The sequence below is a fragment of the Methylobacterium sp. yr668 genome (genome assembly GCF_900116245.1).
Taxonomy (GTDB): Bacteria; Pseudomonadota; Alphaproteobacteria; order Rhizobiales; family Beijerinckiaceae; genus Methylobacterium.
Genome location: NZ_FOZY01000054.1, coordinates 1 through 19,903, shown reverse-complemented (window position 1 = coordinate 19,903; position 19,903 = coordinate 1). Strand labels below are relative to the sequence as shown.

The following is a 19,903-nucleotide window of genomic DNA, read 5'->3' as shown; positions in this document are numbered from 1 at the left end:
GAGCCCCTCGACGCGGCGGCGGGCGCCGTCTTCGCCGACGTGCCGAACCTGATCCTCACGCCGCACATCGCCGGGGTGACCCAGGAATCGAACGTGCGCGTCTCCGCCGTCACGGCCCAGGCCGTCCGCCGCCACCTCACGAGGGACTGAACCGGGAGGGCCCGCGCGCGGCTGCACATCGACGGCAACCTGCGCGCCGCGCGGGTCGCCTTCGACGGGCTCGACCGGGAGGCTCAGCGCAGGGCGAGCACCTGGGCAGCGTGCGAGGCGACGGCCTGCACGGCCGGGAGATCGTAGGCGTAGACGCGGCCGGCCAGGATCGCGAGCGCCAGCGTCCAGAACACCGCACCGCCGACGCGCCGCGCCGTGCGGTCGCCGGTCGAGGTGGCCGGGCAGGCGCCGGCGACGCCGTCGGCGACGGGCTCGCCGAACGGATCGAAGGCCGGCGACTGGTTTTCAGAGGCACTGCGCATGGTGCCGAATGTCGCGCTCGGCAGGTCCGTTCGCAATGGACACGTCTTTCGAATTTCGCTGCGCACGGAGATGCTTGTTCTCCATTCGATCCCCACGACAGGCAGGTTCTTCTCAGAGGGCCGGTTCGACCGCCGGGAACACGATATCTTCTTCCCGCCGGGGGCCGGGACCGCCCGCTCCCGGGGCGGCGGGCGTGTGGTAGGCCATGCGCTCGCGGCGCCCCCGCAGAGGCTCGCGGCTGACTTCGCGCCACGCCTCAGCCGGCGCCCCCGCGGCCCGCCGCGCGGCCTCCGAGACCAGGATCGGGACGCCGTGGAGCTTGGTCGCCTGCTCGAGGCGGGCGGCGACGTTGACGGCGTCGCCCAGCACGGTGAACTCGTAGCGCGCCTCCTCGCCGATGATCCCGCAGAACACCTCGCCGTAATGGACGCCGACACCGATGCGCACGGCCTGCGCGGGTGCGGCCCTGTCGGTCCAGCGGGCGATCACCGCGACGAGGTCCTGCGCGAAGGCGAGGGCGCGGGCCGCGTCGTCGGGCAGGGGCTCGGGCAGGCCGAACACCACCAGGGCGCCGTCGCCGATGAACTTGTCGACCACGCCGCCCCGCAGGCGGGCGAGGCGCGTCACCCGCCGCCGGAAGGCGGACAGGAACTCGGAGAGCCGGTGCGGATCCAGGCTCTCGGCCAGGGTGGTCGAGCCGCGCATGTCGACGAACACGATGGCGGCCTGCTGGCGGCGGCCGGCCTTCAGGCTCCCGTCGCCGTCGGCGAGCCGCAGGACCAGCTCCTGCGGCAGGAACCGCGACAGCCGGTTGCGCCGGGTCGCCTCCCGCAGGGCCGACACGGCGAACAGCACGAACAGCACTGCCAGGGCCCCGACCATGACCCAGATGGCCAGGGCGATCCGCGACACCGTCGCCTGCCGCCGCTCCATCCGCCGCGCCTCGTGCGCCTCCATGCGGCGCACCCGGTCGCGGATCGCGTCCATCACCTGCTTGCCGCGCCCGTCCGCCACGGAAGCGCGGGCCGCCGCGCCGTCGCCGGCGCGCATGAGGGCGACGCTGGCGCCGAGCTCGTCGAGCTTCCGGCGGATCAACCCGGCCAGGGTGTCGAGGTCACCCCGCTGGTCGGGATCGTCCTGGACGAGGTCGCGCAGGAGATCGAGCTGCTGGTCGACGTTCAGCCGCCCCTCGGTGAAGGGCAGCAGGAAGGCCTCGTCGCCGGTGAGCAGGTAGCCGCGCTGGCCGGTCTCGGCGTCCTGCACCGCCGACAGGACCCGGGCGAGGCGCCCGTCCACCGCCACGGTGTGGCGCACGGCGTCGACGCCGCGCTGCTGGTACACGAAGGCGCCGAGCGCGATGGCGGTCATCACCAGGATCGTGGCGAACCCCACCGTCATCCAAGTCACGGTGCGCGAGCGCAGGGATCGCTGCACCCGCGCCCCCACGCGCGCGCCGACACGCGCCCTGACCGAGGCGGCGTCCGGCGCGGCGTCGCTCCGGTCCGATTCTGTTGCGGTGGCGGGCACGGTGGCGGGCGCGGGCGCTGGGACGGACATGTCAGGCCCCGGCCGCGCCGTGCAGCCGGACGGGCCGCCCGGCCCGCGCGCCGTCCTCGGCCGCCCGCGCCCGGCAATCCGCGATGGTCGCCCGCGCCGTGTCGATCGCGACGGACGCCGCCGACATGGTGCGGGTGTCCGGCTCCCGCTCGCGGGCGTAGCGGACGACGTCCATGGCCAGCGCGTCGACCTCGACGGTGAGCGCCTCGATCGCCGCCGGGTCGCGCAGCGCCCGGGCCTGCCCGGCGATCTCCAGGAGCCGGTCCAGGAGCTCGTCGATGCGCTCGCGGCGCAGGCTGGCGAGGCGCTGCCGGATCCAGGCCAGCACCGAGACGAGGCCGCCCACCAGCGCGCCGAGGAGGTAGAGCGTGTCGCCGTAGCGCTCGATGAAGCCGTGCTGGTCGCGCTCGTAATAGTCGATCGCCCCCGGATGGATCGGGATGCGGGCGCTGGTGGCCGCCACGGTCGTGTCGTAGGCCGGGGCCTGGACGTACTCGGCGGCGTCCGTCGCCAGGGCGGCGGCGCCGCGCTTCTCGAAGAGCTGCTGGGTCACGTCGGCCGCCACGACCCGGCTCAGGGAGGCCCGGGCCATCAGCCGGTACGAGGCGCCCACCGTCTTCACGTCGTCGGCCGGCAGCTTCGGGCGGCCGCCGAACAGGCCGCCCGGGACGGTGACCGCCTGGAGCCGCGGGAAGCGCTCGATCACCGCGCCGTCATCCTCCACGGCGACGAACGCCACCTTGCCGCCGCGGGCGACGCCCTGCACGGCCGAGACCAGGGCCAGCGCCTTCGGCGCCGAGGGCGCGATGATGCTGACGAAGGCGTCGATCCGCCTCTCGCGGAAGGCGCCGGCCACCGCCTCCTGGTCGACCGGGACCAGCAGGACCGTCGAGTCCCGGGCCGGGCCGGCGGCCTCCTCCAGGGTGAGCCCGTAATAGCCGAGGAGGTTCCGGAGCAGCCAGAGATCGGCGTCCCGGTGCGCCGCGATGCCGAGCCGCTTGCCGGCGAGCTTCGGGAAGCTCGTGATCCCGGCCTGCTCGGGCGAGGCGATGACCATCGCTTGGTCGCGCAGGATCGCCAGGGTGAGGCCGTTCGTCGGCAGCAGCACGTCGGGGCGGACCACCGCGAGGTCGGCGCGCCCGTCCTGCAGGGCGGCGGCGCTCTCGCGCACGTCGTCGAAGGACAGGATCTTCAGCCGGACATTCTCGTGCGCGGCCTCGAGCGCGTCCGCGTAGGCCTTGATCAGGCCGGGCTCGGTCCCGTCCCGGGGAGCGACCGCGATGGTGAGCACCGTCGCCTGGAGCAGGTACCACGCCGCGACCCCGCCCGCGCCCAGGAGGGCGGCCCCGGCCAGGAGCAGGGTCTCCCGGCGCAGGATCCAGGCGGGGAGGGTCCACATCGCCCCGGCCACTCAGAACAGCGAGATCAGCACGATGCCGCCGACCATCAGGGCGGCGCCGATCAGGCGCGGCGGGCCGGCCTTGACCCGCTTCATGCCGAACCAGCCGAAATGATCGAGCGCCACCGAGGTCAGGAGGTTGGCGGTGATGAGCAGGCCGTTGAAGGCGCCGGCCCCGACCTTGTCGACGAAGAGCAGTCCGGCGAAGACCGCGACCGCCCCGGTGAGGCCGGCGAGGGGCATCCACCAGCGGACGCCCGCGACGTCGTCGCGGGTCGGCAGCGGCGACGGCCGCAGCAGGAACATCAGCGCGAACACGAACACGACCGGCACGAACGACACCGTCGCGGCGAGCCAGGGATTCTCCAGGGCCCCGCGGAGCTGCGCGTTCCAGACCACGCCGATCGCCATCAGGGCGCCGGCCACGAGGATGAACGGGTAGAGCAGCTTGCCGCCGACCCCCGAGCCGCCGCCGTCGCTCTTGCCGCCCGAGCGCGCGATGAAGGTGACGCCCACCGCCATCAGCAGGCCGCCGAGCCAGGGCATCGGCTTGAAGCCCGCCGCCTGCAGGCCGAACAGGCCGAGCGCGTCCATCGCCAGGGAGGTGAGGATGTTGGCGGTGAGCGTCAGGCCGTTGAACGGCCCGGCGCCGACCTTGTCGATGAAGGCGAGCCCGCCGAACACCGCGACCGCGCCGGCCAAGCCTCCGAGGGGCGCGTACCAGGGCATCTTGCCCAGGGAGTCGAGGCTCGGCAGCGGCGTCGGCATCGTGAGGAACAGGGTCGTGAACACGAAGACGATCGGCAGGAACGACACCGTCGCGGCGAGCCACGGATTGACCATGCGGCCGCGCAGCTGCGCGTTCATGGCGTTGCCGATCGCCTGCAGCGCGCCCGCCACCAGGATGAAGGGATAGAGGAGGGCAGCCGTCACGCGCGCGGACCTTCGGGTTTGCGGGGAAGGGTCAGACGAGGAGCAGGCCGGCGAGCGCCAGCGCGAGGGCCGGCGGCATCACCAGCAGGCCGAGCTTGAGGAAGGTCCAGGCGCCGACATCCTGGCCCTCGCGGCGGATGGCGGTGAGCCAGAGGATCGTCGCGAGCGAACCGGTCACCGACAGGTTCGGCCCGAGATCGACGCCGATCAGGATCGCGCCCGCCACCTTCTCGGGCACGTGGGCGGTCTGGACCGCGGCGCCCGCGATCAGCCCGGCCGGCAGGTTGTTGACGAGGTTGCACAGCACCGCGACGAGGCCGCCCGCCCCCCAGGCGGTGGCCTCCGGGGCGGCGTGGGCGTAGCCCTTGAGGAGGTCCGCCAGCATCGCCAGGACGCCGGTCTTCTCCAGGGCCTCCACGAGGACGAACAGCCCGGCCACCAGCGGCAGCACGCTCCACGACACGTCCTTGGCCACCTCGACGAGGCCGCCGCGCTTGAGCAGCAGCACGACGATCGTGGTGGCGAGCCCGGCCACGAAGGTGGGCAGGCCGAGATCGAGGCCGAGCGCGGAAGCCGCGATCAGCACGCCGCCGGTCGCCACGATGCCGATCCCCGCCACGAGGCCGGTGCGGGACAGCGGCACAGCCTCGACGTCGGTGGCGACCTCCTGCCCGCGCAGGGTCTTCGCCTGGGTCAGCCGCAGCACCGCGTAGGTCGTGGCGATGGCCAGCAGCGAGGGCAGGGCGAACAGGCCGAGCCAGCGCACCAGCGGCGGCATGTGCTCGGCGAAGACCACGAGGTTGGCCGGGTTCGAGATCGGCAGCACGAAGCTCGCCGCGTTGGCGATGAAGGCGCAGATGAACAGGTAGGGGAGGGGGTTCTCCACCTTGGCGGCCTTGGTGGCCGCGTAGACGGCGGGCGTCAGCACCACCGCGCAGGCGTCGTTGGACAGGAACACCGTGACGACGGTGCCGACGAGGTACACGAGGGTGAACAGCCGGGTCGCCGAGCCCTTGGCGGCGCGCACCGCGATCGAGGCGAGCCAGTCGAACAGGCCCTCCTTCCGGGCCACCTCCGACATCAGCATCATGCCGACGAGGAACAGGTAGACGTCGGTCCCCTTCAGCACGCCGTCCCAGGCGGTGGCGGGAGCGAGCAGGCCGAGGGCCACGAGGGCGCCGGCCCCGAGCACGGCCCAGATCGCCTCCGGCCACGCGAACGGCCGCAGGATGACGCCGAGGGTCGCGAGGGCGGCGATCGTCCAAGTCGCGATGTTGGGGGTCAGCGTCAGCGCGCCCATCGGTTGCGGTGGTCCTCTGGTGGGGTGGATCGTGCGGTGCGGTGTGCCGCGATTCGGGCGGGACCGGCTACCAGTGCCGGCCGTTGCGGTTCGGCCCGAGCTGGTCGCCCCGGAGCCCCTTCTCGGGCCAGGCCGGCAGGCGGAACGCGTCGCTGCCGGGCCGCTCGTGCGCGGGCGGCGGCACGAAGCTCCGGTCCACGGGCTCGATCACCTCGGTGTCGGTGTGGCCGGTGCCGTCCGCGACCGTGACGGCGAGGCGGCGCGCGCCGTCCCGCCAGGGGATGCGGGCGTGGACCGTCCGGGGGCCGTCCGGCACCATCGGGTGGGCCGGGCCGCCATCGACGCGCAGGTGACAGCGCCACTCGGCCCGCGGCCGGTCCGACAGCACGAGGGCGCGCACCGAGACCGTTCCGTCGGCGGCGTCGAGGGGAGCCGTGGCGAGGCGCCGGTCGGCGGGGCTCGTGACCATCACGAAGGGCAGCGCCCGGTCGAGGGGCTTGAACCGCCAGCTCGCGACCGGCCCGTCGATCGCCGCGACCGCGTAGCCGACCGAGCCGTCCTCGTTCTGGCCGACCGAGCGGGCCGCGGCGTAGAGGGTGCGCCCGTCCGGGGCGAGCTCGTTGTAGTGGGTGTGGCCCATCTCGACGAGGCGGACGCCGTAGTGGCGGATCAGGCCAGCGAGCGCCGCCCGCTCGTCGGGCACGCAGAGGTCGTCCGGGTAGGTGTGGGCGAAGACCGCGCAGGGCTGGCCCTCCCGCTCGGCCCGGGCCAGCTCCTCGCCGAGCCACGCGAGCTGGTGGGGGCCGAGGCGGAAATCGAGGCCGAAGCCCTTCTGGCCGTAGCCGGGGCTGACCATGTCGAGGAACAGGCAGCGCACGCCGGCCCAGGTCTCGGCGAAGTAGTAGTGCGTCACGGAGACGGGGTCGCGCGGGCGCGGCAGGTCGTGGCGCCGCGCCGCGTGGCCGCCGCCGCGCGGGCTGCCCGCGACCGCGGCGAACAGGGCGTCGAAATCCGCCATCGTGCCGTGCTGGCGGTCGTGGTCGCCGGCGATCAGGCGCACCGGCAGGTCCGGGTGCCGGTCCAGGGCCTCGTGCAGGACGGCGTACTGCTCCGCCCGCCCGTCCTCGGCGAGGTCGCCGGGGATGTAGACGAAGTCGAGGAGACCGTGTCGGTGCAGCCCCGCCACCTCGGCGAGCATCGCCCGCAGGTCGGCGGCGTGGGGGTCGGAGCCCCGCTCGAGATGCAGGTCGCCGATATGCGCGAAGGCGAACACGCCGTGGCTCGCCGTCATGGCGCGCCCGCGCGCCGTCTGTGGTTTCCCTGAGCCATCGTGCCCCCCGGACAGGCCCGTCCGCCCCGGCCGGGAGATCGGCCGCGGTGGTCGCGACCGGCCCGACGTTTCGGAGCCGGCGGGGTTCCGGCCCCGGGGGGAGACGCGCGCCGGTGGGGCCCTACATTTTCGTGAGCGCGGGCCCGATCCGTGCCCAGCGCCGCGAAGTGTCGTGAAAACAGACACTCGCTGTCCTCTCAGCCGACAGATCCGGGCGATGTCGGCGCAAGGTCAGCCCGGGGTCAGCCCGGGGTCAGCCTGGGGTCAGCCTGGGGTCAGCCTGGGGTCAGCCTGGGGTCAGCCTGGGGTCAGCCAATGACTCCGCCGGCCGGCGGGTTTGCGGCGCGCCTCAGTGCACGCGCCGGAACAGATCCGGCAGGTAGCGTTCCAGGGTCTTGTGTCCCTCGAACTGCACGTCCACGGTGGCGGCCGCGCCCCACGGGCGGTGGAGCCCCACGACCCGGCCGCGGGCATGGCGCCAGATCCCGAGGATCTCGGCGAGGTCGAGCCGGTCGAACACCACCTCGTCGCCCGGGGCGAGGGCCGGCGCGGCGACGCCGGACCAGGCCTCGGGGACCGGGCGGCGGGGCATCTCCGCGACCCGGGAAGGCTCATCCCCCGGATCGAGGATGGGGGAGAAGGTTTCGTTCGCGGAGTGCTCGCGGAAGAGCATGATCTTCACTAAGCCGTTGCGATGACTGGATAATCGCAGGTTCAATCCGATCCGACAAGGCTTGTTCCGGCGCTCCGCCCGCCGGACCGACCTGTATTCGGCGACCGGTCCGGGCGACCGGGATCCGCCCGGGCGCCGCGCCCCGTCCCCGGGGCCGGACCGCGCGCGCGGGGACGGAGCGGGGCCGGAGAGGAGTTCCGCGGGGGCGCAGCATGCGCCTCTCCGGTTCATGGGTATCGGGAGATCGTTCGTGTCGTCGAACGACGATCTTTAGAATTTCGGGGCGGGCCGCGCTGATCTAAACCTGACGCGAGACAATCATCCACGTGAGACGGCGCCTGTCGACTTGATGGATCGTGTCCGCATGCCTTCGGATGCGGAGCGAACCATCGCGGCCCGGCAGCCGGACTTGCCCCCGTCCATCCCGATCAGAGTTCCCGCCCGATGAAGTTCCTGCGTCTCCTCGCCGTCGCGGCGCTCAGCCTCGGGGCCCTGCCGGCCGGGGCGGAGACCCTCCGGGTCGGCGTCGTGCCCGGCGCCTACGGCGACGCCGTCACGGTCGCGGCCCGGGAGGCCAAGGCCGAGGGCCTCGACGTCAAGGTGGTCGAGTTCAGCGACTGGACGACGCCCAACGTCGCCCTCGACGCCGGCGACATCGACGTGAACTTCTTCCAGCACCGCCCCTTCATGGAGAACGCCGCCAAGCAGAAGGGCTACGCGTTCGACATCGTCGGGCTCGGGATCCTGTCCAATATCGGCCTGTACTCCCTGAAGCATAAGAGCTTCGACCAGATCCCGGCGGGCGGCACGGTGGCGATCGCCAACGACCCGGTGAACCAGGGCCGCGGCCTGCTGCTCCTCCAGAAGGCCGGGCTGATCACGCTGAAGGACGGTGTCGGCTTCCTCGGCACCCTCGACGACATCGTCGAGAACCCGAAGACGCTGCGGTTCACCGAGGTCGAGGGGCCGCAGCTCGCGCGGATCACCGGCGACGTCGACCTCGCCCTGGGCTACCCGCACTTCATCGTGGCGGCCGGCAGTTTCGACCCGACCAGCGGATTGATCTATTCCGGTATCGAGGACCGACGCTTCGCCGTGAGCTTCGTCACCAAGGCCGCCCGCAAGGAGGACCCCGTGATCCGGAAATTCGTGACGCTCTTCCAGAACTCGGAGGCCGTGAAACAGCAGATCCGCAAGTCCTTCGCCAACAGCGACAAGCTGTACCTGCTGGCGTGGCAGAACTGATGGTCGGCCTGATCTTCGACAGCCTGCGCGATCCGGGCACGCCGGCCGCGGCCGGGCGGACGGGCCCGGGCGCCGCGACCGCCGCCCGGGCCCCGGCCGCCGCGCCCGGCAGCGAGGCCGGCCGGGAGACCGGAACGGTGCGGTTCGAGTCCGTCTCGAAGACCTACCGCTCGGCCGCCGGACCGGTGCAGGCGCTCGACCAGGTGGACCTCGCGATCCCCGCCGGCGCGATCTTCGGCATCATCGGCCGCTCGGGGGCGGGCAAGTCGAGCCTCCTGCGCACGGTCAACCGGCTGGAGGCGCCGAGTTCGGGCCGGGTCCTGGTCGACGGCGCCCCGATCGACGCCCTCGACACCGACGGGCTCGTCGCCCTGCGCCGGCGCATCGGCATGATCTTCCAGCACTTCAACCTGCTGGCGGCCAAGACCGTCCGGCAGAACGTGGCGCTGCCGCTCACGGTCGCGGGCGTCCCGCGGCACGCGATCGGCCCGCGGGTCGCGGAGGCCCTGCGCCTCGTCGGCCTGGAGGACAAGGCCGACACCTACCCGTCGCGGCTCTCCGGGGGCCAGAAGCAGCGGGTCGGCATCGCCCGGGCGCTCGTGAGCGATCCGGAGATCCTGCTGTGCGACGAGGCGACCTCCGCCCTCGATCCGGAGACGACGCTGGCGATCCTCGACCTGCTGCGCGACATCAACCGGCGGCTCGGGATCACCATCATCCTGATCACCCACGAGATGAGCGTGATCCGCGAGATCTGCAGCGACGTCGTGGTGCTGGAGGGCGGCCGGGTCGTCGAGACCGGGCCGGTCTGGCGCGTGTTCGGGGCGCCCGAGCACCCGACCACCCGGGCGCTGCTCGAACCCCTGACCCGCGGCCTGCCGCCGGATCTGGCGGCCCGGCTGCAGCCGCGGCCCGCGCCGGGCGGCTGGGCGATCCTGCGGATCACCTGCTCGGGCCGGGCCGCGCCGGATCTGTCGGGCCTCGCGGGGGCCGGGGCGCCGGTGCGCCTGCTCCAGGCGGGCATCGAGCGGATCCAGGGCCACGCGGTCGGCCGGATGCTGGTGGCCGTCCCGGCCGACGACCCGGGCGCGGAGGCGCGGCTGCGGACGCTCGGCGGCGACGTGGAGCGGGTCGGCTACGTCCCCGCCGACGCGGCGGAGGGGTGAGACGATGCGGGACCGCTCCTCCCCCGATACCCCGACCGCTGCACCGCCGCCCCTGCACCCCGAACCCGGAGGCCCGCCATGTCGCCGCAGATGATCGAACGCCTCTGGCAGGCCTTCCTCGACACCGCGCTCATGGTCGGGGTCTCGGCCGGGATCGCCGTGGTCGCCGGCATTCCCCTGGCGCTGTTCCTCGTCACCTCCGGGCCCGGCGGCATCTTCGCGGCGCCGACGGCCCACCGGGTGGTCGGGACCGTGGTCAACGGCTTCCGGGCCGTGCCCTTCATCGTGCTGCTGGTGGCGCTGATCCCGTTCACCCGGCTGGTGGCCGGCACCACGATCGGCGTCTGGGCGGCGATCGTGCCGCTCTCGGTGAGCGCGACCCCGTTCTTCGCCCGGATCGCCGAGGTCTCGCTGCGGGAGGTGGATGCGGGCCTGATCGAGGCCGCCCAGTCCATCGGCTGCCGGCGCCGGCACATCCTCGCCCACGTGCTCCTGCCCGAGGCGCTGCCGGGCATCGTGGCCGGCTTCACCATCACGGTGGTGGCGATGATCGGCGCCTCCGCGATGGCGGGCGCGGTGGGCGCGGGCGGGCTCGGGGACGTCGCCATCCGGTACGGCTACCAGCGCTTCGACACCACCGTGATGGTGGTGGTGATCGCGATCCTGATCGCCCTCGTGTGCGCGGTCCAGTTCGCGGGCGACACCGCGGTGCGGCGGCTCCGGGCCCGCTGAGCGAAACCGTCCGATCTGGGCGATCCGACCGGGAGCCTGCAGCCATGGATCGTCCCCGGTCGACGACCTCGACATCGCCGTCCGCGCGCGCGGAGCGAAGCGATCCAGGCCGCGCCGCGTCTTCCGACCGCGCGCGGCCCCGGGGCGCTTCGCCGCGCTCGCGATGACGGCGGGACGTCCCAACCCGAGCGGTCAACCGGAAACCGTATGAGCCTGCACCTGGACGATCCCGTCACCGACCCGGTCGAAGATCGGCTGCCGCCGCCGCCGGCGCCGCCGCACCGGATCCGCTCGGACGCCGAGGCGATCGCGGCCGCGCGGGCCGTGGCCCGGATCTTCGCGGCGGGCGCGGCCGAGCGCGACCGCGACCGGCGCCTGCCCTGGGCGGAGATCGCGGCCTTCACGGAGAGCGGGCTCGGCGGCATCACGGTGCCGCGCGAACACGGCGGCGCCGGGGTCTCGCACGCGACGCTCGCGGAGGTCTTCGCGATCCTGGCCGCCGCCGACGGCTCGGCGGCGCAGATCCCCCAGAACCAGTTCGGCGTCCTGGCGCTGGTTGCGGCCGCCGCCAGCCCCGCCCAGCAGGCGCGGATCTACCGGGACGTGCTCGCCGGCCACCGGATCGGCAATGCCGGCCCCGCCCGCAACGACAAGGCGATCACCGGCGTGGACACGCGGCTGACCGCCGGGCCGGAGGGCCCGCGACTCAGCGGCACGCGCTTCTACTCCACGGGCGCGCTCTTCGCCCACTGGATCCCGACGCGCGCGGTCGGCCCCGACGGCGGGCCGCTCCTGGTCTTCGTGCGCCGGGACGCCCCCGGCGTGCGGGTGGTGGACGACTGGCAGGGCTTCGGCCAGCGCACCACCGCGAGCGGCAGCGTGATCTTCGCGCAGGCCCCGGTCGAGGCGGAGCTGACGATCGACCTCGCGCCCCTGGCCGGGCGCCCGGGCCTGTTCGGGCCGGTCTCGCAGCTGATCCACGCGGCGATCGACGCCGGGCTCGCCCGGGGCGCGGCCGCCGCCGCCCTCGACTTCCTGCGCACCCGGACCCGGCCCTATCCCTTCACCGCCGAGACCGTCGCGGAGGATCCCCACATCCTCGGCGAGGTCGGGCGGCTCACCGTCGACCTGCACGCCGCCGAGGAGGTCCTGGCCCGGGCCGGACGGGCGCTCGACCGGATCGCCGCGGCCCCCGTCACCGCTGAGAGCGCGGCCGAGGCGTCGGTGGCGGTGGCGCAGGCCAAGATCCTCACCACCGAGATCGCCCTGGAAGCCTCCGAGCGGCTGCTCGAGCTCGCCGGCGCCTCGGCGACCCGCGACGGGTACAATCTCGGCCGGTACTGGCGCGACGCTCGGGTCCACACCCTGCACGACCCCGTGCGGTGGAAGTACCACCTTCTCGGGAACCACGCCCTGAACGGCGTGCTGCCCGCCCGGCACCAGTGGAACTGAGGACCGGGCGATGCCGCTCCAGCCCCACGAGACCGCCTTCACGCAGGCACCCGCGCCGCCGCGCCCGGTGCCGGTCCTTCCGGACGCCGCCGCGGCGCTCGCCGTCGCCGACCGGCTGGCGGAGGCCTTCGCCGAGGCCGCCGCCGAGCGCGACTTGGAGCGCCGCCTGCCGGTCGCCGAGATCGCGCGCTTCACCGAATCCGGCCTCTGGGCGATCACGGTGCCGAGGGAATACGGCGGCCCCGGCCTCGACAGCGCCACGGTCGCCCAGGTGATCGCCCGGATCGCCGCGGCGGACGGCTCCCTCGGCCAGATCCCGCAGAACCATTTCTACGCCCTGGAGGTGCTCCGCAACGGCGGCACCGAGGCCCAGAAGCGCGCCCTCTACGGCCGCGTCCTGGCGGGCGAGCGCTTCGGCAACGCGCTCGCCGAGACCGGCGCGCGCGACCACACCCGCCGCACCCGCCTCGTGCGCGACCCGGCCGGCTGGACTGTCGAGGGCCGCAAAGACTACTGCACCGGCTCGCTCTACGCCCACCGCATCCCCACCCTGGCCAATGCCGAGGAGGACGGCCGGGCGGTCGCCTACCTCGTCTTCGTCCCCCGGGACGCGCCGGGCGTGACCCTGGTCGACGACTGGGACGGGTTCGGGCAGCGGCTCACCGGCTCGGGCTCGGTCCTGTTCGAGCGCGTCGCCGTGGAGCCCGACTGGGTGGTGCCGTTCCAGGCCTCGCTGGAGCGGCCCACCGCCCTCGGCCCCTTCGCGCAGATCCTGCACGCCGGGATCGATCTCGGCATCGGCGCGGGCGCCTTCGCGGCGACGCTGCCCTTCGTGCGCGACCGCGCCCGGCCGTGGATCGATTCCGGGGTCGCGCGGGCGAGCGAGGATCCCCTGACCCTCCACGCGCTGGGCGACGTCCAGGTGCGCCTCGCGGCGGCCGACGCCCTGCTGGCGCGGGCCGGCCGCTTCGTCGACGCCGCGCAGGAGGCCCCCGACGCCGACAGCGTCGCGGCGGCCTCCGTGGCGGTGGCGGAGGCCCGGGCGGCGAGCCACCGGGCCGGCCTGCTCGCGGCCAACAAGCTCGTCGAGCTCGGCGGCACCTCGGCCACCGACCGGGCCGAGGCGCTCGACCGCTACTGGCGCGACGTCCGCACCCACACCCTGCACGATCCGGTGCGCTGGAAGTACCACTGGATCGGCGCCTACCACCTCGACGGCCGGCAGCCGCCCCGGCACGGAGCGCTCTGATGGCCCTCGGAAAGAAGCAGATCCTGTTGAACGCCTTCAACATGACCTGCGCGGGCCACATCAACCACGGGCTCTGGACCCACCCGCGCGACCGCTCGGCCGATTACAACACGCTGTCCTACTGGACCGAGCAGGCGAGGCTCCTGGAGCGCGGCCTGTTCGACGGCCTGTTCATCGCCGACATCATCGGCGTCTACGACGTCTACGGCGGCGGCATCGACGTGACCGCCCGGGAGGCCGTGCAGCTCCCGGTCAACGACCCGACCGTGATGATCTCCGCCATGGCGGCGGTGACCGAGCATCTCGGCTTCGGGGTGACGATCAACGTCCACCAGGAGGCGCCCTACACCTTCGCCCGGCGCCTCTCGACCCTCGACCACCTGACGGGCGGCCGGATCGGCTGGAACGTCGTCACCGGCTATCTCGACAGCGCCCACCGCGGCCAGAGCGGCGGCGCGCTGCCGGCGCACGACCGGCGCTACGACTACGCCGACGAGTACCTGGAGGTGCTCTACCGGCTCTGGGAGGGCAGCTGGGACGACGCGGCCGTGCGCCGCGACCGGGCGGGCCGGGTGTTCAGCGATCCCGCCCATATCCGCAAGGTCGTCCACCGGGGCGAGTTCTTCGCGGTCGAGGGCTACCACCTGTCGGAGCCGTCGCGCCAGCGCACGCCGGTCCTGTACCAGGCCGGCGCCTCGGGCCGCGGCCGCGCCTTCGCGGGCCGCCACGCCGAGTGCGTGTTCATCTCGGCCCGCGACCCGGCCACCGCCCGCGACTCCGTCCGCGCCATCCGGGCCGAGGCGGTCGCGGCCGGCCGGGAGCCTGACGACGTGAAGGTGTTCGTCGGCCTCGCGGTGATCCCCGGGCGGACCCGGGCGGAGGCCGAGGCCAAGCGCGACGAGTACCTGTCCTACGCGAGCCCGGAGGCGGGCCTCGCGCATTTCTCCGCCTCCACGGGGATCGACTTCGCCCGCTACGGCCTGGACGAGCCGATCCCCTACGCGCCGGGCAACGCCATCCAGTCGGCCACCGCGGCGGCGGCCAGGCGCGGACTGACGAAGCGCGACCTCCTCGCCGAGTTGCAGCTCGGCGGCCGCTACGCGGTCCTCACCGGCGACGCCGTGACGATCGCCGACGAACTCCAGGCCTGGATCACGGAGGGCGAGGTCGACGGGTTCAACCTCAGCCGGATCGTCGTGCCGGAGAGTTTCTCCGACTTCATCGACCTCGTGATCCCGGAACTGCAGGACCGCGGCCTCTACAAGACCGCCTACGCCGAGGGCTCGCTGCGGGCGAAGCTGTTCGGCCAGGGGGACCGGCTGCCCGCCCGCCACCCGGCCGAGGCCTACCGCGGCGCGCCTCGGCGGCCCTGATCAGCGACCCTGATCAGCGCCCCTGGGACTCGCCGCTCTCGGAGCCGAACCAGCGGCCGTAGATCTCGTCGTAGCGGCCGTCCTCGCGCAGGCCCAGCAGGGCCTGGTTGACGCGCTTGCGCCGGGGGTCGTTGCCCGGGAACAGGATGCCGTAGGATTGCCGGTTGAACGCGGTGCCGACCAGGCGCAGGGCCTCGTGGCCGGGCCGGGTCGCGTAGTAGCTGAGCGCGGGGGCATCGTAGACCACTGCCGCGACCGTGCCGGCCTGCAACGCCGCGCAGGCCTCCTCCAGGGTCGCGAAGCCCACCGGCGTGGCGAAATGGTCCGCGAGGTAGGCGACCGAGGTGGTGTTGGCGACCGTGCCCACCCGCTTGCCCGGCAGGTCCTGCGGGCCGTTGATCGCGCCGCGCAGGCGCTCCACGGTCGCCGTGCTGGTCAGGCCCGCGGTGAACCACGCCACCAGGGCGATGCAGGTGAACAGCCAGAGCACCGTGACGGCCCGCGCCAGCGGGCTGCGCGGCATCTCCTCCGCCTGGGCGGCGAGGCTGCTCAGGGCCCACCAGACGACGTGGGCGAAGCCGCGCGCCGGTCCCGAGCGCGCCGCCATGCCGCCGGGGTGGCGCCGCTCGAGCCACCAGACCAGGGCCGCCACCGCCAGGATCAGGGCGGCGAGCCCCAGCAGGACCTGCAGGAAGGCGGCGTCGCTCAGGAGCGCCCGGAGAGCCCGCGCGGTGGCCGAGCCGGTCGCGTCCGGCTCCGCCCGGACGGCGATGCGCAGGCCGGTCTCCAGCATCGTGACGGAGAAGTCGAAACGCCGCTCGCGCTCCGCGGTGATCGACACCGCCGCGATGGCGAGGTCCGCGCGCGCGTCCGAGACCGCCGCGAACAGCGCCGGCAGGTCGTCGACGCGCAGGTAGGCCGTCCGGACGCCGAGATCCCGCGCGAGGGCGTTCCAGAGATCGATGCTGAACCCGCGCAGCCGGCCGTCCTCGTCCATGACCAGGGGCGGCACCGGATGGGTCGCGACCCGCCACGTCTCGGGCTCGCCGGTGCGGAGGGCGGGCGCCGCCTCCCGGGTTTCGGCCTGGACGGGGCCCGGGGCGAGCGGCGCGGCGGCCGCGCAGCACAGGGAGAGGCACAGGCAGAGGGACAGGACGCCCGCGGCGCCGGCGCGCCGCCGGCCGGCGGACCGGCGCGGCACGTCAGAGGCTCTCGATCCAGTTGCGCAGGACGGCGCCGGGCGCGGGTTCGGGGCCGGTCTCCAGGCGCTGGGACGCGTCGCTCGGGATGAAGCCGAACCGGCGCTTGAACGCCCGCCGGAAGGTCCGCTCGTCCGAGAAGCCGACCGCGAAGGCGACCTGCGAGATGCGCAGGGGTTTGGGGGCATCGTCGCGCACGAGCATCCGCATCGCCGCCATGAGGCGGCGGTCGCGGATATACGCCACGATGCCGTTGGGGGCGAACAGCCGGTACAGGGTCGAGCGCGACAGGCCGAGCCGGGTCGCGATCAGGGCGGGCGTCAGCTTCGGGTTGCCGAGTTCCGCCTCGACGAGGCGGCGGACCCGGATCCGGATGTCCTGGTGCTGGGAGGGGCGCCCCTCCTCCTGCCCGCGCAGCCAGCTGGCGCAGAGCTGGGTGATCGCCGCCGAGGCCGCCAGGGCCTCGCGGCGGTCGAGGAGGTCGCCGCAGGCGACGACGTTGGCGACGAAATTATGGACCAGGCGCCCGAACGGGTCGCCGTCGTGGTCGAGGGGGCGCCCGTGCAGGGCGTCGGGGTGGCAGCCCTGCTTCTCCAGCAGGGCGCGGGGGATCACGACGTTCGTGGCGTCGACCGCGCCCGCCACGATGCGCACGGGCTGGGCGAGGTCGAAGACGATGCACTGCACCTCGTTCACGGGGCCGGTGCCCTGATCGGTCTCCACGCGGCTCTGCCCCCGCCGGTAGAATTGCAGCAGGATGTGGTCGAGGCCTTGCTGGCCGATCATCTCCCGCGTCCGCACGAGGGTGTGGGCCGGCGCCACCACGTCGCCGACCAGTAGGTCGCCGAGATGGTAGCTGCGCATCGCGATCGGGACGGTCAGGTCGGTCTCCGGGCGGAAGCTCACGTCGAAGATGGGCGCGAGATGGTCCTGCCACGCCCGCCCCAGCGCCGCGGGATCCCCGGGCGGCTCGAACCGCAGGCAGGCGACCTCGCCGCCCGGAGCCTCGCCCCCGGCCGGCGCCGCGTCCGGGTCGTGGTTTCTCTCCTCGGAAGACATACGTAGAGCCTGACACCTGCTGTTCGCGCGACCGATGAAGAACGGGGGCCTGTCCCAAGGTGACGCGTGGCAACGCGGTCCGGTCGTCCCGCACGTTAGCCGCGTCCACCCGGACAGTCCTCCTGTCTCCCGCCGACCCGAGCGGCTGTACACTGTCGTTTGCCCGGGCGGCGTGCGATTCGACGCGGGGGCCGCCGGATCGGGGCGCCGCGCGCGGCAGCGTCGGACCACCATGACACGCGAGCCGCGGAATGGTTCCTTCCGTCCCAGAAAGGGGGATTGCCGTTTCAGACTGTCGCGCGCGGCGCCGAGTGTGGCCGCAATGTGATAGTTCGTTAAAGCCGCATTTCCTACCCCCCCGTACACAGTTTGCGACAGGCATGACGGGGGTCAGTCCGGTGGTCCAACAGTATAGCGATGTAGAGCGTGTGACCGGATCCTGTGATCCGAGCCGGGGCGCGCGCGCCGGAACCCGGCGGCGCGGCCCCGTACGGCTCGGATTGCTGGTCGGCAGCTCGCTCGCCACCCTCACGCTGGCTCTCGGACCTGTTGCGGCGCAGACCGTGCCGGCGCGCTCGCCTTCGACGTTCAATGCTTTTGGCGTTCCCCTGACCGCGGCGCAGTTCGACACGCCCGAATACAGAGCCGACTGGGGCTTGTCTGCGATTAATGCCGCCACCGCTTACGCCCGAGGCTTCACCGGTCTAGGCGTATTGGTTGCCGTGATTGACTCCGGGATCGACCCCCTGAATCCAGAATTCCGAGGACGGATCTCTCAGCAATCAAGAAATTTTATTCCCGGACTAAATCAAACCCTTATATTCGATACGGACACTGCATCCAGTCATGGAACCCATGTGGCTGGTACAGTTGCGGCTGCCCGTGATGGCGTCGGGATGATGGGGGTCGGTTTCGACAGCAAGATATTGGCGTTATTCAATTTACGCAATACAATCTCTGCAGTGGAGGCAGCAACTCAAAGCGGCGCCCGGGTCTTGAATGGCAGTTATGGACCGACGACCTCTTCTCCGATCGTCGATGGATTTTTAAATCCTAACTATAGAAGAATGTCAATTCAAGAATTCGAGATATCAGATGAAAGAGAGGCCAGTGCGCTTCTTGGGGCCGCACAGTCAGACATGCTCATGGTCTTTGCCGCAGGCAACGATCGAAGAAGTCAACCCGATGTAACTCAAAACCCGAGCGGCGCCGCATTCTATCCATTCATCAAGCCAGCGAATGCGAATAGCGGTCTCTACCAATTTTATGCCACCTACGGGACTGACCCTAATGGCGATCCCAGCCCCGACTATGCGCCGACCGGCCCCGTCGACCAAAGCAAAATTGATTTTTCGAAGCTGGACGGCTTTATCGTTTCAGTAGTCGCAGTCAACGAAAACAAGAAGATCGCCAATTTCAGCAACTGGTGCGGTGTTACGGCAGCGTGGTGCATCGCGGCACCGGGCGTCAATATCTATTCAACCGTGCAGGTCGGACAGGGCTACAGCGGCTTCGACGCCAACAACAATAAAATTCTCAATGGTTCAAACTATGGGCCTCTGCAAGGCACCTCAATGGCCGCGCCGCACGTGGCCGGTGCTGCGGCCGTATTGCGTCAGGCGTTCCCGTTCCTGACGGCGCCGCAGATCGCCCAGACCATGTTCACAACCGCCACCCATCTCGGTGACGGGCCCGCCAACGCCCCGAACGCCATCTACGGCTGGGGCCTGCTCAACCTCGGCAAGGCCATCGACGGCCCGGGTCAGTTCACCTCCACTTGGACGGTCAACACCACCTACAATGGCCAAGCCTATTACGGCCGCTTCGCCAACGACATCTCGGGCGTCGGCGGTCTGATCAAGGTTGGTCTCGGCACACTCGAACTCGCCGGTACCAACACCTATGCCGGCGGCACCGCCGTCCTCGGCGGTACCCTGGCCGTCTCCCGCGACGCCAATCTCGGCGCCGCCGGCACCGGCCTGACCCTCGGCGGCGGCACCCTCGAGGTCCTGGCCGACGGCTTCGCCACCGCCCGCCCGATCACGCTGGCCGGCCCCGGCACCCTGCAGATCGACCTCGGCACCGCCACCTTCGCGGGGCCGATCGCCGACGGCAGCCAGCCGGGCGTGCTCGTCAAGACCGGCCCCGGCACCGCCGTGCTCTCGGCCGCCAACACGTTCACGGGCGGCGCCCTGGTCGGCACCGGCACCCTGGCCCTGACCGCCACCGGCAGCCTCACCGCGCCCGTTCTCGTCGGCTCGGCGGCGAGCTTCCTCAATGCCGGCCTCGTCTCCGGCAACGTCGGCAACTTCGGCGTCCTCGCCAACAGCGGCACTATCACGGGCGGCCTCGCCAATGCCGGTCTGGCCCTCAACACCGGCACCGTCGGCGGCGCGACCAACAGCGGCAGCCTGATCAACGCCGGCACCGTCGCGGGCGGACTGACCAACACCGGCACCGCCCTCAACGCCGGCACCATCGGCGGTGGCGTCATCAGCAGCGGCATCCTGAGCAACGCCGGCACTATCGGCGGCGGCGTCGCCAACACCGGCCTCCTCGCCACCAGCAGCACGATCAGCGGCGGCCTGACCAATGCCGGCACCGTGCTCGCCAGCGCTGGCCGCATCGACGGGCCCATCGCCAACAATGCCGGCCTGCTCGCCGTCTCCGGATCCGTGGCCGGCACCGGCCCCTTCGCCAACGCCGCCGGCGCGACGCTCGCCGTCACCACGGGCGGCAGCTACAGCCTCGCCGGCCCCCTC

General features: G+C 72.5%; 16 protein-coding genes and 1 pseudogene. 8 read left to right on the top strand and 9 right to left on the bottom strand.

The window, feature by feature from the left end; genetic code table 11:
- Window positions 1–150: pseudogene (locus tag BM419_RS33125) on the top strand (3-phosphoglycerate dehydrogenase); the annotation flags it as partial.
- A gap of 83 nt (window positions 151–233) precedes the next feature.
- Here the strand turns inward: BM419_RS33125 and BM419_RS30000 are convergent.
- The 7 genes from BM419_RS30000 to BM419_RS29970 form a co-directional block, all read right to left on the bottom strand.
- On the bottom strand, window positions 234–473 hold the full coding sequence (locus tag BM419_RS30000) for a hypothetical protein (RefSeq protein WP_020096021.1): 240 nt from the start codon (window positions 471–473) through the stop codon (window positions 234–236).
- A gap of 112 nt (window positions 474–585) precedes the next feature.
- On the bottom strand, window positions 586–2,031 hold the full coding sequence (locus BM419_RS29995; RefSeq protein WP_244540923.1) for an adenylate/guanylate cyclase domain-containing protein: 1,446 nt from the start codon (window positions 2,029–2,031) through the stop codon (window positions 586–588).
- A 1-nt stretch (window position 2,032) separates the two neighbouring features.
- Window positions 2,033–3,430 carry a TAXI family TRAP transporter solute-binding subunit gene (locus tag BM419_RS29990; RefSeq protein WP_091928591.1) on the bottom strand — a complete coding sequence of 466 codons (1,398 nt, stop codon included), beginning with the start codon at window positions 3,428–3,430 and terminating at the stop codon, window positions 2,033–2,035.
- Between the two features lie 12 nt (window positions 3,431–3,442).
- Window positions 3,443–4,363 carry a DMT family transporter gene (locus BM419_RS29985; protein WP_020096018.1) on the bottom strand — a complete coding sequence of 307 codons (921 nt, stop codon included), beginning with the start codon at window positions 4,361–4,363 and terminating at the stop codon, window positions 3,443–3,445.
- Window positions 4,364–4,394: 31 nt separating this feature from the next.
- Complete coding sequence (locus BM419_RS29980) at window positions 4,395–5,663, bottom strand: arsenic transporter (protein WP_091928587.1); 1,269 nt, start codon at window positions 5,661–5,663, stop codon at window positions 4,395–4,397.
- Window positions 5,664–5,730: 67 nt separating this feature from the next.
- Window positions 5,731–6,954, bottom strand: a complete 1,224-nt coding sequence (locus tag BM419_RS29975; protein WP_091928586.1) for a metallophosphoesterase family protein — start codon at window positions 6,952–6,954, stop codon at window positions 5,731–5,733.
- A gap of 388 nt (window positions 6,955–7,342) precedes the next feature.
- Window positions 7,343–7,585, bottom strand: a complete 243-nt coding sequence (locus BM419_RS29970; RefSeq protein WP_091928590.1) for a hypothetical protein — start codon at window positions 7,583–7,585, stop codon at window positions 7,343–7,345.
- Window positions 7,586–8,110: 525 nt separating this feature from the next.
- Here BM419_RS29970 and BM419_RS29965 point away from each other — a divergent pair.
- The 6 genes from BM419_RS29965 (at window position 8,111) to BM419_RS29940 (ending at window position 14,883) form a co-directional block, all read left to right on the top strand.
- Complete coding sequence (locus BM419_RS29965) at window positions 8,111–8,911, top strand: MetQ/NlpA family ABC transporter substrate-binding protein (protein ID WP_091683305.1); 801 nt, start codon at window positions 8,111–8,113, stop codon at window positions 8,909–8,911.
- Window positions 8,911–10,077, top strand: a complete 1,167-nt coding sequence (locus BM419_RS29960) for a methionine ABC transporter ATP-binding protein (RefSeq protein ID WP_091928585.1) — start codon at window positions 8,911–8,913, stop codon at window positions 10,075–10,077. The genes BM419_RS29965 and BM419_RS29960 overlap by 1 nt, the downstream gene beginning before the upstream one ends.
- 78 nt (window positions 10,078–10,155) lie before the next feature.
- Window positions 10,156–10,809, top strand: coding sequence for a methionine ABC transporter permease (locus BM419_RS29955; RefSeq protein ID WP_020096012.1), 654 nt, complete (start codon window positions 10,156–10,158; stop codon window positions 10,807–10,809).
- Between the two features lie 207 nt (window positions 10,810–11,016).
- Complete coding sequence (locus BM419_RS29950) at window positions 11,017–12,261, top strand: SfnB family sulfur acquisition oxidoreductase (protein WP_175556418.1); 1,245 nt, start codon at window positions 11,017–11,019, stop codon at window positions 12,259–12,261.
- Between the two features lie 10 nt (window positions 12,262–12,271).
- Complete coding sequence (locus BM419_RS29945; protein WP_091928584.1) at window positions 12,272–13,510, top strand: SfnB family sulfur acquisition oxidoreductase; 1,239 nt, start codon at window positions 12,272–12,274, stop codon at window positions 13,508–13,510.
- Window positions 13,510–14,883: an LLM class flavin-dependent oxidoreductase gene (locus tag BM419_RS29940; protein ID WP_091928583.1), complete on the top strand. Its 1,374-nt coding sequence runs from the start codon at window positions 13,510–13,512 to the stop codon at window positions 14,881–14,883. Before BM419_RS29945 ends, BM419_RS29940 begins: the two co-directional genes overlap by 1 nt.
- Before the next feature lie 13 nt (window positions 14,884–14,896).
- On the opposite strand, the gene BM419_RS29935 is transcribed toward BM419_RS29940, so the two are convergent.
- Both BM419_RS29935 and BM419_RS29930 read right to left on the bottom strand, forming a co-directional pair.
- Window positions 14,897–16,084 (bottom strand): transporter substrate-binding domain-containing protein, encoded by a 1,188-nt coding sequence (locus tag BM419_RS29935; RefSeq protein WP_091928582.1) that lies wholly within the window; start codon window positions 16,082–16,084, stop codon window positions 14,897–14,899.
- Window position 16,085: 1 nt separating this feature from the next.
- Window positions 16,086–17,141 (bottom strand): helix-turn-helix domain-containing protein, encoded by a 1,056-nt coding sequence (locus BM419_RS29930; RefSeq protein ID WP_091928581.1) that lies wholly within the window; start codon window positions 17,139–17,141, stop codon window positions 16,086–16,088.
- A gap of 500 nt (window positions 17,142–17,641) precedes the next feature.
- Between BM419_RS29930 and BM419_RS33335 the strand changes: the two genes are divergently transcribed.
- A partial coding sequence (locus tag BM419_RS33335; RefSeq protein ID WP_280141981.1) for a S8 family peptidase occupies window positions 17,642–19,903 on the top strand: 2,262 nt, incomplete at its 3' end.

What these genes read in the sequence shown, in the direction of transcription:
- BM419_RS30000 (WP_020096021.1), bottom strand. Translation starts at nt 473, where the DNA reads ATGCGCAGTGCCTCTGAAAACCAGTCGCCGGCCTTCGATCCGTTCGGC.
- BM419_RS29995 (WP_244540923.1), bottom strand. Translation starts at nt 2,031, where the DNA reads ATGTCCGTCCCAGCGCCCGCGCCCGCCACCGTGCCCGCCACCGCAACA.
- BM419_RS29990 (WP_091928591.1), bottom strand. Translation starts at nt 3,430, where the DNA reads ATGTGGACCCTCCCCGCCTGGATCCTGCGCCGGGAGACCCTGCTCCTG.
- BM419_RS29980 (WP_091928587.1), bottom strand. Translation starts at nt 5,663, where the DNA reads ATGGGCGCGCTGACGCTGACCCCCAACATCGCGACTTGGACGATCGCC.
- BM419_RS29975 (WP_091928586.1), bottom strand. Translation starts at nt 6,954, where the DNA reads ATGACGGCGAGCCACGGCGTGTTCGCCTTCGCGCATATCGGCGACCTG.
- BM419_RS29970 (WP_091928590.1), bottom strand. Translation starts at nt 7,585, where the DNA reads ATGCCCCGCCGCCCGGTCCCCGAGGCCTGGTCCGGCGTCGCCGCGCCG.
- BM419_RS29965 (WP_091683305.1), top strand. Translation starts at nt 8,111, where the DNA reads ATGAAGTTCCTGCGTCTCCTCGCCGTCGCGGCGCTCAGCCTCGGGGCC.
- BM419_RS29960 (WP_091928585.1), top strand. Translation starts at nt 8,911, where the DNA reads ATGGTCGGCCTGATCTTCGACAGCCTGCGCGATCCGGGCACGCCGGCC.
- BM419_RS29955 (WP_020096012.1), top strand. Translation starts at nt 10,156, where the DNA reads ATGTCGCCGCAGATGATCGAACGCCTCTGGCAGGCCTTCCTCGACACC.
- BM419_RS29950 (WP_175556418.1), top strand. Translation starts at nt 11,017, where the DNA reads ATGAGCCTGCACCTGGACGATCCCGTCACCGACCCGGTCGAAGATCGG.
- BM419_RS29945 (WP_091928584.1), top strand. Translation starts at nt 12,272, where the DNA reads ATGCCGCTCCAGCCCCACGAGACCGCCTTCACGCAGGCACCCGCGCCG.
- BM419_RS29940 (WP_091928583.1), top strand. Translation starts at nt 13,510, where the DNA reads ATGGCCCTCGGAAAGAAGCAGATCCTGTTGAACGCCTTCAACATGACC.
- BM419_RS29930 (WP_091928581.1), bottom strand. Translation starts at nt 17,141, where the DNA reads ATGTCTTCCGAGGAGAGAAACCACGACCCGGACGCGGCGCCGGCCGGG.